Below are 15,411 nucleotides of genomic sequence, written 5' to 3' on the forward strand. Positions count from 1 at the left end.
AGTTATGCTAAAAAAATGGTTACCAAATTGGCTAAATGGCCTAATTGTAGGCTGCGTATTATTTACTAACCTTATAATTTTTGGCGTATTGGTATTACTTTTAGGATTAGTGAAGTTATTACTGCCTATCCATGCTGTTAATCTTTTATTACATAGCGCTTATCGGGGGTGGTGTAACGGTAATCGGTTAGGTTTATGGCTAGGCTGCCCAGATATTAAAATTGATGTAAAAGGTGATTTAAACTCAAAAAGTTGGTACTTACTAATTTGTAATCATATGAGTTGGTTAGATATTACGGTACTTAGTTCGATGCATGCGTTACCCGCCCCTAAGTTTTTTTTAAAAGACGATTTAAAGTATGTGCCATTTATTGGCACTGGCGCATGGGCGATGGGAATGCCATTTATGAAGCGTGTAAGCAAAGCGCAAATAGCTAAAAATCCAAAGTTGAAAGGGTTAGACATAGAGCGTACCAAAAACAGCTGTCGTAACTTTCGTAACCACCCAACAACTATTATCAACTTTGTAGAAGGAACGCGTTATACCCCCGCTAAACATGCACAACAGCAAAGCCCGTTTAAGCATTTACTAAAACCAAAGGCAGGCGGAATTGCCTTTGCACTGGAAGTACTCGGAACCCAGTTTGATGCTATGTTAAATACCAGTTTAGTCTATAGCGGTAAGTCAGATCATGTGTGCCGCAACTTATTAAAAGGTGAGCTAGACTCTATTCACGTATCAATTGATGTAATGGCTATTACCGACACTATGTTAGGTAGTTATCAAACAGATGAAGCGTTCAAAGCTAACTTTCAGCAATATGTGAACGATTTATGGGTTGCAAAAGATAAGCAATTGGCAGGTATTTATGCCCAGCAGGCAATGCCAGATGCACAAATTAGTAAGGAAGCCAAAACACTATGACCAACACCCATATACAAGAGCTAATTGCTCCTTGGTTTGAAAATGTCCCCGACGCTGCTTTTTTTAGTGCGTTAACGGCTACCGCCATTGGCATTTGCTCGTTACTTGTTGTGTATTTATTTACTCGCAGGCTTATGCTGCCGGGTATTCAAAAGGTGGTTACTAAGTTATCGCCTGAGCGTATTGGCGCGCTTTCCCCAATGTTAACTAAGCTTAATAAGCGTATTGCTGGGCTTCTGTGTTGTGTATTGTTTTTAGCCACCTTTGACAGTTTTTATCCGGTTGGTGAGTTAGCGGCTGAAATACTTAAAACCATAGGCCAAGCCTTATTAATTATTTACACCGGTTTTATTATTAGCAGTATTGTTAGTATCGCTGCTGCTATTTATAACCAATTAGACTTTGCTCGAGAAGTCCCCATTCAGGGCCTTGTTCAAGTTGTAAAACTAATTACCTTTATTGTGTGTGGCATTTTAATTGTTAGTATTGTGCTTGAAAAATCACCGACATATATTCTTTCGGGTTTTGGTGCTATTGCCGCCGTCACTTTATTAGTATTTAAAGATACGATTTTAGGGTTTGTTGCCAGTATACAAATTGCGGCTAACCGATTAGTGACTTATGGTGATTGGATCCAAGTTGATAATTACGGCGCCGATGGTGAGGTAATAGACTTAGGCTTAAACACGGTAAAAGTACGTAACTGGGATAACACCATTACGACGATTCCTACTTACATGCTGGTGGCAGGCTCGTTCAAAAACTGGCGAGGTATGCAAGAGTCGGGTGGAAGGCGGATTAAGCGTTCACTCAATATTGATATGAACAGTATTTGCCTAGTAAACGACGAGTTTAGAGCGCAAATTGATGCGGCTATTCCGCTACATGAGTATATTCGAGTGTCGGCATTACCAGAGCCTGTGTCTAATTTAGGGTTGTTTCGTCGTTATGCTGAAGGGTATTTAAAGCAGCATAGTAAAATAAACTCTTCGCTTACTTTAATGGTGCGGGAGCTTCAACCGTTAAACCACGGTTTACCTATTGAGTTTTACTGTTTTAGTGAAGATAAGCGCTGGATCTCTTACGAACATTTGCAAGCCGAAATAATGGATCACTTACTTGCCGTGCTGCCTATTTTTGGATTACGTGCTTATCAAAGTGTGAGTGGGCAGTTAAGCCCACCAACCAATGCGGGGCAAACTGAAAAGCCCAGTATTAAAGTGCCCAATAATGCTGTGCAAGACCCACGCTAATAAAGAATATTAATAGCCACCAAATAGGTGGCTTTTTAAATCGTAGCCATGCAAAAGTCACAACAACTAACCCAACATGTAACCAGCTGTGCACTGCCGATGTCCAAATAGGTGAGTATAAAGCTGCGGCCAAAAAGCCCACAACGGCGGCATTAAGTGCGGCAATTGAACTAGCAAAACGCGGTTTATTAGCCAAGTTAAGCCAGCTTTTTTGAAATGCTAACATCAATAAAAAGCCGGGTGCAAAAATTAATAACGTAGCAACCAGTGCGCCAAATAAAGGCTGCGCAGTATTAAGTTGTGCACCTAAATAAGTAGCAATAGTAAACATAGGGCCAGGGATTGCTTGAGCGCTGGCATAAGCGCTTAAAAATTGGTCATCGCTCAGCGCAGGTACACCAGCTTGCAATACGGGTAATACAACGTGCCCACCACCAAACACCATAGCGCCTGCTTGGTAAAAAGGAGCAAATAAAGCAAATTCTTTTCCAAGGGGGGCAAAGCTAATAGCCAGTAACAATGCAAATAAGCTCAGAGCAACCCAGTTAATATTACTTTTTGTGTTGGTATTCGTATTTTGAGTTGCCTCGCCTAATTTTAATAAAGGCCATATAGCACCAATAGTTGCAGCAATAACTAAAACTGCAATTTGCGTGCTTAACACCGGCAGTAGTACAAGCGCTAAGGTGCTTAATACGGCAAGTAACTTAAGCACCGCACTTGTGCAAAAGCTTTTAGCCATAGACAGTGTGGCATCAGCTACGATGACCACGGCAAATAGTTTTAAACCCGCAATAATGGCATAATAAACGGCATCAAATTGGTGTGCACTAATGGCCAGTATCACCATAATTAAAAAAGATGGTAGCGTAAAACCAACAAACGCGGTAATACCACCTAATATCCCTGCGCGTTCAACGCCAATAGCAAAGCTCACTTGGCTCGAACCAGGCCCCGGCAACGCTTGGCTTAAACTAATTAATTGCGCGTAGCGTGTGTTGGTGATCCAATTTAATGTATCTACAAAGTGGCGCTTAAAATAGCCTAAGTGTGCCGCTGGGCCACCAAAGCTCATGCAGCCAAGTAAAAAAAACTGTCTAAAAATAGCAATCAGCATTGCGCTTTTATCCTTTTTTGAATTCATTAAATTGTCACAAAGGAATATGACATATTTATTAAAACTCAATTTTGTAGAGTTAATAACAAAATTATAAGGTGATTGTTACGCACTTCATAGTTTGTTCATACAGGTAATTACATACTGTTGCTAATTTCTAAATGAATAGGACATCATCATGACATTAACAAAATCACTTTTAAGCGTTACAGTAGTGGCCGTATTACTTTCAGGTTGTGAAATGAATAATACCGGCAAAGGCGCGGCAATTGGCGCAGCTGCTGGTGGCGTGCTAGGTAAAGCAACGGGTAACCACAAAGACAAGCGCATATTTATTGGTGCTGCTATTGGTGCATTAGCAGGCGCTGCTGTGGGTGATTACATGGATAAGCAAGAAGAAGCGTTTCGTGATGAATTAGCAGGTTCGGGTGTTAAGGTGGTACGCGAAGGCGATAACTTACGCTTGGTTATGCCCTCTAATATTACGTTTGCAACCGACCAATCATACATTTCAACAGGGTTTAACGATACGCTAAACGCCATTGCTAAAGTTATGAACAAGTATGAAAAAACCTACCTAAGCGTAGAAGGACATACAGATAGCACAGGGCAAGATAGCTACAACATGAACTTGTCGCGCGAACGCGCTCAAAGTGTAAAGGCTTACTTAGCCAACCAAGATATTATGGCAGCGCGCATTAGCACTAGCGGCTTTGGTGAAACACGCCCAATTGCCACTAACGACACTGCAAACGGGCGAGCTCAAAACCGTCGTGTAGAGATTCAAATAGTGCCCAATACAGAAGGTTAATCCTTATTAAACTGTAATTCACACAGCTTTTGATACAGCGGGTTGCTTGCCACTAACTCTTGGTGAGTACCCGTTGCAATAATTTCTCCATTTTCCATCACTACAATCATATCTGCATGAATAACTGTTGCTAGCCTATGTGCAATAATAAGCGTGGTTCTATTTTGCATTAAGTGCTCAAGCGCGGCTTGAACATGGTGCTCGCTTTGCGCATCGAGTGCGCTGGTTGCTTCATCAAGAAGGAGTATTTCAGGGTCTTTCAAAATAGCCCTAGCAAGTACTATACGCTGCTTTTGCCCACCGGATAACCTAACGCCTTGCTCGCCTAAAAAGCTGTTGTAACCTTGTGGTAATTGTTTAATAAATTCATCGGCATGAGCATGTTTTGCAGCAGCATATACTTGTTCATCAGTGGCGTTTGGGTTGCCGTAACGAATGTTATGCATTACATCTGAGCTAAATAAAATAGGGTTTTGTGCCACCATGCCCATTTTGTCACGCAGGGTGTTTAAAGAGAGCGACTTAATATCAATATCGTGAAATTTTATTGCGCCACTAGCTGGGTCGTAAAAACGCTGTAGTAGCTCAAATAAGGTTGTTTTACCTGCGCCAGATGGGCCAACAATAGCCACTGTTTGACCTTGCGAAATGCTTAAGCTTATTTTGTTAAGTGCACTGACATCCGGGCGAGATGGATAATTAAAGCTGATATTTTCAAGCGAGATTGCAGGCAAGCTTGCGTTATTTTGTAGCTGAGCGTCTTGCGGGTTTTCAGGATTTTCAATTTCACTTTTAACCGCAAGTAATTCAAGTAAGCGGGCGGCTGCGCCTGCCGCTCTTTGCAATTCGCCGTACACTTCTGCAACCGTTGCCACCGACATTGCCACCATAATAGCGTAAAACACGAATGCACCCAGTTCACCCCCGGTCATAGTGCCTGCCAGTACATCACTGCCGCCAACCCACAGCATTGCGCTGATGGCACTAAAGGTTAAAAATATTACAGCAGCAATTAAAAACGAGCGCTGTTTAATGCGGCTTTTGGCAACGTTAAAGGCTTTTTCGGTTTCAAGTGCAAAAGCATGTTGCTCTTGCGTTTCGTGGCTATAACTTTGTACCACTTTAATATTTTGAATGATCTCGCCGGCATAGGTGCTTATATCGGCAATGGCGTCTTGGCTAGAGCTTGCAAGCTTACGCACCTTTTTGCCAAATACCATCATCGGCACTAATACTAGTGGCACACACGCAACCACAACTAGCGTGAGTTTTAAGTTAGTTATTAATAACATGACCAAACCGCCAACCAGCATTAATGTACTGCGCAGCGCCATTGAAAACGAGGAGCCAATAATAGATTGCAGTAAAGTGGTGTCGGTTGTTAAACGCGACATAAGCTCGCCACTGCGGTTTTCTTCAAAGTAGCTTGGATGCAATGTCACAATACGGTTAAACACGGCCTTACGAATATCGTTACTCACTCGCTCGCCAATCCACGACATTAGATAAAATCGGCTAAACGTGCCTACAGCCAATAAGCTAATTAAACCAATAAGTACCAATAAAGCTTGTTTAAGTTGCGCTTGAGATCCCGCAATAAAGCCATGATCTATAACAAATTTAACCCCTTGGCCTAACGATAAATTAACACCAGCCGTTACTAATAAAGCGCCAAGGGCTGCTACGACCATCCATTTATAGGGTTTAATAAATGCAAAAATAGGCAATAAACTGCTAAATGCAGCTTTTTCGGTTGCGGGGGTAATGTTTGGCATAGTGGATTCTTTTTATAAGTTGAGGTATAGATATGGCATCATTGAATTAAAAATCAATAGCTTTAAAAATCATCAATAAGGAATCGTTATGACAAGCAACATAATAACAGGCCAATTTACGATGGCATTAGCCCCAATAGATGGCTATGCCAAAGGTCAAAACGGCATTAATTTAGGGCGTATGTCTATTGATAAAACATTTAAAGGCGCACTTAATGCTACTAGCCAAGGCGAAATGTTAAGCGCCATGACGCCAGTGCAAGGCAGTGCCGGTTATGTAGCAATTGAGCAAGTAATAGGCGAGCTTGAAGGCAAAAAAGGTAGCTTTGTATTACAGCATTTTGGCACAATGGATAAAGGCCAAGACAGCCTAATTTTAAATGTAATTCCCGACTCAGGCACTGATGAGCTAGAAGGATTAGCGGGTAGTATGAAAATACGCATTGAAAACGGTGTACATCACTACGATTTTCAATACACGTTATAAAATACACAGGGATTTAAATGCAAAAAGTAATCGAATTTAGAAAGACCCGCTTTATGGGTGGGGTAGACATAGCGGCGCTGAATGATCGCATACAGGAATTAAATCAAGATGGCTGGAAGGTAATTAGCGCAGTGCCAATAACCGGTTTTTATGGGCAAGTGCATGGTTATACATTATTTATTGAAATTGACGAGCTGTAAATGACTCTTTCTATGTGGTTAGGCCTAGTGGCTATTTGTATGATGGGCGCAATGTCGCCGGGTCCAAGCCTTGCGGTTGTATTAAAGCATTCGCTTAACGGCAGTATGAAAAACGGCATGCTAGCGGCGCTAAGTCACGGTATTGGAGTGGGATTATATGCGGGAGCCTCATTACTTGGCTTGGGTGCGTTAATGCTGCAGTTTCCTACTGTGTATCAGGTGTTAGTGTATTTAGGCGCTGCCTATTTAGCTTACCTAGGGATTAAAATTTTATTGTCTAACCCCAACAATGGTGAACTTAAAATACAAAATAGTGAAGTGAGTAGCATTAAAGCACTACAAGATGGGTTTGCCATTGCCTTTTTAAATCCCAAACTTGCTATTTTCTTTTTAGCCTTGTTTTCACAGTTTATTGATCCAGAAAATCTTACCCTAAGCATTGCAATGGTGATGTGTTTAACTGTGTTTGTGATTGATACCGGTTGGTACTTACTTGTTGCCGCCCTAACAGAGTTTTCTAAAAACCGTTTTGGGTTTACTAAACACAATCCATGGTTAGACAAAGTACTGGGTTTTGTATTTGTTGCCCTAGCCATTAGGGTGGTAGTGAGTATTTAAGCTATTGCTAACTAAATTGCTCAAAATAGCTACAGCCTAAGTGGGCTATACTGCATACGTATTCATCACAAAGTATTCACCTTTTGGTTACAATTTGTTGGGTGTGTTTTTACTGCACTGACACACCACACAAAACAATAACCAAAAGGCACACACATGCAAAAGTTTAAATTAAATGCGCTCATGCTGGCATTATTTGCCGCCAATAGTGCTATTGCAGCTACTGAAGAACCACCTGAAGACACGAGTAAACCCGTTCAAGTTCAAACCGATGTAGAAGTGATTGAAGTGCGCGGCTTTAGTCGCAGCTTAATTCAATCGCTTAACCAAAAGCGATTTAGCGATACCGTTTCGGAGCAAATTTCTGCTGATGACTTAGGCGCCTTGCCTGATATTTCAATGGCCGATGCACTGACTCGTTTACCGGGTATTTCAGCTGTGCGTACTGGTGGGCAGGCTGCACAAATTAATATACGCGGGCTTTCGGGCGGCTTTGTATTTTCAACACTTAACGGTCGCGAGCAGGTATCTACAAGTGGTAGCCGCAGTATTGAGTTTGACCAATACCCATCAGAATTAATTAGCTCTGCGGCGGTATATAAATCGCCAAAGGCATCGCTTATAGAAGGTGGTGTGGCCGGTACGGTAGAGCTTGAAACTGCCAGCCCGCTTAATAATGATCAAAAACATAAATTTGTAGCTAATGTGCGCGGTATGTATAACGACCGTGCATCTGAGGTATCGGATGCCACTGAATTTGGCGACCGTATTAGCTTTTCGTATCAAGGTAAATATTTAGACGATACATTAGGTGTGGCACTGGGGTTTGCGCGTTTATTTCAACCAAGTGTAGCAACACAGTTCATTGGCCTTGCATACAACGATAGAAAAGATGTTGATGGCGCACCAAACGACACAAATGGCCCCATAGATAGCCCAGAAAGTGAATACATTAGCGAAGGCTTTGAGTTACAGCATTTAGGCGGTGAAGAAACCCGAAATGGTTATTTAGCTGCCATAGAGTGGGCACCGGTAGATAATTTTAAATTAAAAGGTGATGCGTTTTTATCTCGCTTTGATAAAGAGTCATTTGCCCGTGGTTTTAGGGTTAAATTAGGCGGCCCCTCGGCAGCATACGCAAATGCACAACTTGATGGCAATGCTGTAATTGGTGCAGCGGTTAATCGTACTTCGCAAAGTTATACCCGTGTTGAAATAGTGAATGACGACAACCAAGATTTTGACGAAGTAGACAGCTTTGGCGTTAATGCCGACTGGCAAGTAACCGATAGACTAAATGTTAATGCCGATGTAGCGCTTTCTCGCGCAAAAAGTAATTTTAGAAATGGCTTACTGTGGAGCTTAGTAGCAGAAGATGCCAATGCAGAAACGCCGGTATTTGATAACAACGTTGCAATTAACTATCAATTAAATGGCTTAAATTTACCTGACGTTGGGTTTAATCAGGCGGCCGCCTTTAGTGATATAGACCGAGTAATGGTCAGTAAATATGGTATTTACCCTGATCAAACCGAAGATGAAGTAACGGCATTTAGACTCGACTTTAGATACGAGCTAGAAAGCGACATATTTAGCTCAGTTGAGTTTGGTGCGCGCTATTCAGATAGAGAATACAGCCGAAAGCGTTCGGTATTTGAGTACGGTAACGACGGAGCATTTTCATCAACGCAGCCCCCTTTGCGTTTAACCGACGATATGGCATCAGTGGTTGATTGGCAGGGCGACTTTAGTTATTTTCCATCGTATTTAGCCATTGATTTAAATAAAGCGCTTAATGCGTGGTTTCCAGATGGCACGCCACAGCCCGTTCAAACCTGGGGCAACGCCGATGGCGTAGACGACGCGCAAGGTTACACAACGAACTACTCGTGGTCAGTGTTGCAAAGCGGCTCGGTATTTGAAGATGTGTTAGCCGCGTACGTTATGGTAAACATTAACACGCAAATTGCCGGACTTGACCTATCGGGTAATGTGGGTGTGCGCCGTATCGAAACCGATCAATCGGCAACCGTACTTGAAAACGTAGCAGGCGATGCGCGCTTAGGTGCGCAAAATATTGTTGATGAGAATGGCATTGTAAATGATTTATACGCGCCTAATGTATTAGGCACTAAATACACCGATTACCTGCCTTCGCTAAATTTAAACCTGCAACTTAACGACAACTCGCTAGTTCGTTTTGCTGCGGCTAAAGTCATGTCGCGTGCACCAATAAACCGCTTAGCGGGCGATGCCAGCGCAAACGTAAGTGACGATGGTGTTATTAACGGTTCAAGTAATAACAACCCATTTTTAAAACCCTTTTATGCTGACCAGTACGACTTATCTTACGAATATTATTTTGAAGAAGGTAACGGTACTATCGCTGCGGCGCTATTTTATAAAAATATAGACTCGTTTGTAGAAATCTTATCAATCGAAAACTTCGATTTTAAAGGGAATGGCTTTAACGTACCTGACTCAATAGAAGATCCAGTCAGTGGCGAGCAAGTTGCAACGACCAACGGTATTTATACCACGGCAGTTAATAATGGCGAGGGTGGCTACATTAGAGGGCTAGAGCTTGCTTATACGCAAGTGTTTACCTTTTTACCTGAACCATTTAATGGTTTGGGCGCTAACGCAAGCTACTCATACACCGAAAGTGAAATTGAATCGATCACCAGTTTAGGGGGCGATACTCTCGTTCAATCTTTACCTGGGTTGTCTAATAATGTGCTAAATGCCACGTTATTTTATGCTTTAGACGATTTTGAAACGCGCCTTAATGTGCGTTACCGCGATGAGTTTGTATCAGAACAGGTTGCCATTAACGAACAAGTGGTTAATTTTAATGCTGAAACCGTCATTGATTTTCAAACGTCTTATCGCTTTAGCGATTCACTCACCATGCTTTTGCAAGTTAATAACTTAACCGATGAACCAACCCAAAGTTACTTTGGGTCGCAGCAACGAACAGGGACTACTCAGTACTTTGGTCGTCAGTTTTATCTTGGTTTTACATACAGTCATTAATTAGCAAACGGAGCGTTTAAAAATGAAAATTATAACAATGTCTAAATATTTGCTAATAGCCTTAGGGTTAATGATATTAGCAGGATGTGGTGGGACAGATGAGGTTGAGTCAGGACAGCAGCTTTTAACCTGTAATGTGCCACAAGTACCAAACGAAGCAGGTTCGCAATGTGTGGACCCTGAGCCTATAACGTGTGCAGCGCCGACTGTACCAGATGAAAAAAACGAAAGCTGTGTTGTGGGCGCCGACCCAACATTGCCTGATCCTATTGTATTTGCTGGTGAAGGTGAGGCGGTTTTATTTTATAACCGTTTAGCTGACGATAACTACGAAGGTTACCGATTACATTCGTGGAATAATGATGTGTGTGATGCTTATGCACCTCCATTTGACACGAGCGATTGGGCTAACGGCCATGAATATGATGGCATTGACCCAAACTACGGTGCCTACTGGATAATTAACCTCAAAGAAGGTTATAACGTGTGTGCTAATTTTATTGTGCACATTGGTACCGAAGGATCGGGTAAAGCGTTTGGTGATGTTGATTTAACCATGCCGCTTATGCAGGACGATGAAAAGTTTCAGCGTATGAACTTTACCATCCATGGTGAGCCTTCGGTGTTTGAATACCCTATTCTAAGCTTGGGCGAACGTCCGGTAGCGATAGATGGTGCATCAGCACATTGGATTGATTTAAATACAGTATTGTATAAGCCAAGTAATGAGCTTACACAAATCATTAAGTTGCATTCTTCAGCAACCGCTGACTTGGTGGTTGATTTAGACACTGGACTAAATGGTGAAGCTGTTGAGCTGACTACAACCGAGTTAAGTGATGAGCAAGCTGTAAAAGTACCGCATTTAATGGATTGGACTGCTTATCAGGGAAATTGGGATGCAAACGCTGCAAAGCAGCTTATAAAGCAACAGCTTGTTGTTGCAGGCTACGATGCCGATGGCAAGCTGCTAGAAGCGACCTTTGTACAATCAGCAAAAGTATTAGACGCACTTTACACTCAAGGTGAAAGCGACGCGAATGAAGCCATGCTAGGTGTGCATTATAATAACAATGCAATCGATGTATCGGTTTGGGCACCCACTGCAAATAATATGATGATCACGGTTTTCGATGCTGATAAAACGCAAGTTGATAGCAGTGTGATGACGTTTGATAGCAACACAGGTATTTGGTCTATCAGTTTAGATAGCAAATACGATCGTCATTATTTCCGTTTTGCATTTGATGTTTATCACTCAACCACTAAAGCAATTGAAAGCTTATGGAGTACCGACCCATACTCACTCAATGTATCGAGTAATGGGCTTTATTCACAACTAATCAACTTAAGCGACGACGACACTAAACCCGAAGGCTGGGATGAGCGTATTGTGCCTACTATTACTAACCCAGAAGATGCGGTTATTTATGAAGGCCATGTACGTGACTTTAGTATTCGCGACCAGTCAGTAAGCGAAGCAAACCGCGGTAAATACCTTGCATTCACAGAGCTTGAAAGCGTGCCAATGCAGCACCTTAAGCAATTAGCAGATAAGGGCTTAACACACTTTCATTTACTGCCAGTGACTGATATTGGCACCATTGAAGAAGATGCTTCAGAGCGTGTGGAAATTACAAACACCTTAGGTAAATTGTGTGAGCGTATCAACGATGAAGCGGATGCATGTAAAATCGAAGATAAAAACAGCACCATTGTCGATATTATGCAAAGTTACCTACCTGGCTCAGATGATGCACAAGCATTAGCCAGTGCGATGCGTGATTTAGACGGCTTTAACTGGGGTTATGATCCTCATCATTTTATTGCGCCTGAGGGGTCATATGCATCAAGCAGCGATGGCATTGCTCGCGTAGTTGAGACTCGCGCTATGGTGCAATCACTGCAAGAAGTAGGACTTCGTGTTGTACTTGATGTGGTTTATAACCATACAACGTCGTCGGGTATCTGGGAAAAATCAGTGTTTGATAAGTTGGTACCGGGTTATTACCACCGTTATAACGAAGTAAGTGGTGAAATAGAGCGCTCAACCTGTTGTGAAAACACAGCAACTGAACATGTGATGATGGATAAGTTTGTTGCAGATTCAATGGTTATTCTTGCTCGTGACTTTGGTTATGACAGCTTTCGTTTTGATGTAATGGGCCATATGCCTAAATCATCAATATTAGCTGCGCGTGAGGCAGTGCAAGCAGTCGACCCTGATAACTATTTTTACGGTGAAGGCTGGGACTTTGGTGAAGTAGCTAACAATCGTTTATTCACACAAGCTAAACAGGCTGATATGGCAGGCTCAGAAGTCGGTACATTTAACGACCGTATTCGTGAAGCTGTGCGTGGTGGTGCAATGTTTAGTAATAACCCGACAGATGGCAACCTAGCCGAACAAGATACGTTACGGTTATCGCTGGCGGGCAACTTACAAAATTACATTCTTAAAGACTTTAAAGGTAATTCATCTAAAGGAAATAGCTTTACTTGGAATACGCAACCAACAGCGTATGCATTAGACCCAGCAGATAGCATTAACTACGTGTCTAAGCATGATAACGAAACACTGTGGGATCAGTTGCAATACAAACATGCATCAAGCATGAGTATTGAGCAACGTGTGCGCGCGCACAACATGGCATTGTCTATTCCACTTATTAGCCAAGGCATTCCATTTATGCAATTGGGCGCTGATTTACTGCGTTCTAAGTCAATGGATCGTGATAGCTATAATGCCGGTGATTGGTTTAATGCTGTTGATTTAACCAAGGAAAATAATAACTGGAACATTGGTTTACCAAACGCAGAGAAGAACCAAGAAAAATGGTCTGAAATTATGCCTATTTCTGCTAATCCAGATGCACAGGCAATGCCGCAAGACATAGCCTATGCAGGTGATGTATTTAACGAGTTTTTACAAATACGTAGCAGCAGCCCACTATTTAGATTAACCACGGAGCAAGATGTTATTGACCGTGTCGGATTTCATAATGTGGGTAAAAACCAGCAACATGGCTTAATTGTAATGAGCATTGATGATGGCGAAGGGCTAACAGACTTAGACCCAGCACTTGATGCGCTTGTTGTCGTGATTAACGCAACCGAGCAAACTCTTAGTCATACTATTGCTACCGCAGCGGGCTTTGAATTACACGATGTATTAAAAAACAGTGTTGATACAAGCATGACCAGTGCTAATTTTGCTGCTGGCGAAAACGAAGGCACATTTACTGTACCGCCTTACACGTTAGCTGTTTTCACTAAAAACCAAGGTGAGAGCCAAGGTACTGGTTTAAGTGCAAATGCAACCGTAGGCGCACCTGATGTTGTACCTTATGGCAGCACCGCAGTGTTTGTTCGTGGTACGTTAAACGACTGGGGCACACGCGATGCATTCGACTATATTGGCGAAGGTGAATACCGTATAGCAATTGCGCTAAGCGCTGGCGACTACGAGTTTAAAATTGCCTCTGAAGATTGGTCAACGGTTGATTTTGGCGCGCTTTCTGATGCCGATAAAGACGTTGTTGAAAATCAAAGCGAGCCATTAACGCGCTCAGGTGCAAACATGACCTTTAGTGCTGTTATTGATGCAACTTATGTATTTTCGCTTGATGCTTCAAACCCAGAAAATCCAACACTTACTTTATATAATGAAGAGCCATTTGTGGGTACTGCCATCTATGTGCGTGGGACGCTTAATGGATGGGGAATAACCGATGAGCTGAGCTATCAAGGTAAAGGTATTTATACTTTTACTAAAACACTGAGTGCTGCAAGCTATGAATTTAAAATAGCGTCTGAAGATTGGAGCACTGTTGATTATGGCTCTGGCGAGAGTGATGCAAGTGTAATGATAGGCACTGCAGAGCAGTTATCGGTTGCAGGCGCAAATATGACCATGGATATTGCAGAAGAAGGTGAATACCAGTTTATATTTGACGCCAGTGATTTAAATAACGTATCACTGAAAGTACTTAACGCTGAAATGTTTGCACAAACACCGGTGTTTATTCGCGGCAGTTTAAATGGGTGGGGTACAGACAACCCACTGATGTACCAAGGTAATGCGGTTTACTCTACATCCATAGAGTTAGAAGCGGGCGACTATGAGTTTAAAGTAGCGTCTGAAGATTGGAGCACCGTTGATTATGGCGGTACAGGTGATGCACCTGTAGCCACTGTTGGTCAGCTTACTTCACTCGAAGCCATAGGCGCTAATATAGCACTCAATATTACCGAACAAGGTACTTACACCTTTAAGGTAATAGGTCCAGATAGAGAAAATGTGAGCATACTTATAGATAAACAGTAGCAGTTATATTTTCCCAGACCTAAGCCGAGCACAATCCTGCTCGGCTTTTTTAATGCCTAATTAATACCCAACTAAAGTCATATTAAAAACGATAGTTAACCGACATCATAAAGGTTGTAGAGTAGTCGGTATCAATAATTGGAGAGTCTTCAATGTCTGAGTCGAGTTGCTTGTAATTAACCATGGCATTCGCGTTCCAATTTTTATTAATGTAATACATTAAAAATAACCCCGCATTGTAGTTTACTGTAGAGCTTAGTTTGTAAGGCGCATACGTGCTTGATTCGCCTTGGGCTACACCATAATAATAGTTAGATATATCACTGCTGTTTAACTCAACACCCACAGAAGGAACAAGCATTAATTGCTTAGATAACTTAATAGGGTAGCTGTAATTGGTTTTAAATTTAGCGCCATCACCGTGGCCTATTACATCATGAGTGGCACTGGCCGTAATTTTGCCAAAGCCTGCGCTGTAGCTCACTTGTGTACCAGCATAAAGTGACAGCTTTCGATCGTTCAAAGCCTTTATTGCTGCAAGGTCTGAATCGGAGGTATCAAAGTTATCACCTGGTTCAAGCACAAGTGACCAATTAAATCCGTTATGTTCTAATAATTTATAGTCAAGAGACAGCCCTCTCAAGCTGAGCCGTTCACCTTCGTAAGTGATCATAGGTAACACTAAGGTTTTATTATCGGTTCCCGCATAAGGTGAACTGGTAGAAATAACACCGCCCCCTAACGAAAATTGTGATTCAGCTTGAGCGCTGATACTACAAAGCGCAAAGGTGCTTACTATTATCTGTATTGAGTTTTTAATATAAGGATTCATAAAATACCTTGAATGTAAGATAAGAAAAAA

11 protein-coding genes are annotated in these 15,411 nt (G+C 42.1%); 8 read left to right on the forward strand and 3 right to left on the reverse strand.

Annotation, left to right across the window (positions count from 1 at the left end):
• Nucleotides 1-4: 4 nt before the first annotated feature.
• Both KZZ04_RS13705 and KZZ04_RS13710 read left to right on the forward strand, forming a co-directional pair.
• On the forward strand, nucleotides 5-925 hold the full coding sequence (locus KZZ04_RS13705; protein ID WP_058403598.1) for an acetyltransferase: 921 nt from the start codon (nucleotides 5-7) through the stop codon (nucleotides 923-925).
• Nucleotides 922-2,178 carry a mechanosensitive ion channel family protein gene (locus KZZ04_RS13710; RefSeq protein ID WP_058551405.1) on the forward strand — a complete coding sequence of 419 codons (1,257 nt, stop codon included), beginning with the start codon at nucleotides 922-924 and terminating at the stop codon, nucleotides 2,176-2,178. Before KZZ04_RS13705 ends, KZZ04_RS13710 begins: the two co-directional genes overlap by 4 nt.
• On the opposite strand, the gene chrA is transcribed toward KZZ04_RS13710, so the two are convergent.
• On the reverse strand, nucleotides 2,141-3,295 hold the full coding sequence (chrA, locus tag KZZ04_RS13715; protein ID WP_219422999.1) for a chromate efflux transporter: 1,155 nt from the start codon (nucleotides 3,293-3,295) through the stop codon (nucleotides 2,141-2,143). The two genes, KZZ04_RS13710 and chrA, sit on opposite strands and share 38 nt — an antisense overlap.
• Nucleotides 3,296-3,473: 178 nt before the next feature.
• Here chrA and KZZ04_RS13720 point away from each other — a divergent pair, with 178 nt between their 5' ends.
• Nucleotides 3,474-4,106, forward strand: a complete 633-nt coding sequence (locus tag KZZ04_RS13720) for an OmpA family protein (protein ID WP_219422974.1) — start codon at nucleotides 3,474-3,476, stop codon at nucleotides 4,104-4,106.
• Here the strand turns inward: KZZ04_RS13720 and KZZ04_RS13725 are convergent.
• Nucleotides 4,103-5,881: an ABC transporter transmembrane domain-containing protein gene (locus KZZ04_RS13725; protein WP_219422975.1), complete on the reverse strand. Its 1,779-nt coding sequence runs from the start codon at nucleotides 5,879-5,881 to the stop codon at nucleotides 4,103-4,105. The two genes, KZZ04_RS13720 and KZZ04_RS13725, sit on opposite strands and share 4 nt — an antisense overlap.
• An 88-nt stretch (nucleotides 5,882-5,969) precedes the next feature.
• On the opposite strand from KZZ04_RS13725, the gene KZZ04_RS13730 reads away from it, so the two are divergent.
• From KZZ04_RS13730 to pulA, 5 genes are all read left to right on the forward strand, one after another.
• Nucleotides 5,970-6,368: a DUF3224 domain-containing protein gene (locus KZZ04_RS13730; protein ID WP_219422976.1), complete on the forward strand. Its 399-nt coding sequence runs from the start codon at nucleotides 5,970-5,972 to the stop codon at nucleotides 6,366-6,368.
• Nucleotides 6,369-6,385: 17 nt separating this feature from the next.
• A complete protein-coding gene (locus KZZ04_RS13735; RefSeq protein WP_058403592.1) occupies nucleotides 6,386-6,568 on the forward strand; it encodes a hypothetical protein in 183 nt (60 codons plus the stop codon).
• Entirely contained in the window at nucleotides 6,569-7,186 is a 618-nt protein-coding gene (locus KZZ04_RS13740) for a LysE family translocator (protein WP_219422977.1), read from the forward strand.
• A 156-nt stretch (nucleotides 7,187-7,342) separates the two neighbouring features.
• Nucleotides 7,343-10,222, forward strand: a complete 2,880-nt coding sequence (locus KZZ04_RS13745; RefSeq protein WP_219422978.1) for a TonB-dependent receptor — start codon at nucleotides 7,343-7,345, stop codon at nucleotides 10,220-10,222.
• Nucleotides 10,223-10,244: 22 nt separating this feature from the next.
• On the forward strand, nucleotides 10,245-14,549 hold the full coding sequence (pulA, locus tag KZZ04_RS13750) for a pullulanase-type alpha-1,6-glucosidase (RefSeq protein WP_219422979.1): 4,305 nt from the start codon (nucleotides 10,245-10,247) through the stop codon (nucleotides 14,547-14,549).
• A gap of 82 nt (nucleotides 14,550-14,631) precedes the next feature.
• Here pulA and KZZ04_RS13755 read toward each other — a convergent pair whose 3' ends face one another.
• On the reverse strand, nucleotides 14,632-15,381 hold the full coding sequence (locus tag KZZ04_RS13755; protein ID WP_219422980.1) for a MipA/OmpV family protein: 750 nt from the start codon (nucleotides 15,379-15,381) through the stop codon (nucleotides 14,632-14,634).
• Nucleotides 15,382-15,411: the final 30 nt, after the last annotated feature.

Origin of the sequence: Pseudoalteromonas sp. CR1, assembly GCF_019392235.1 — a bacterium.
In the GTDB taxonomy this organism is placed as follows: Bacteria; Pseudomonadota; Gammaproteobacteria; order Enterobacterales; family Alteromonadaceae; genus Pseudoalteromonas.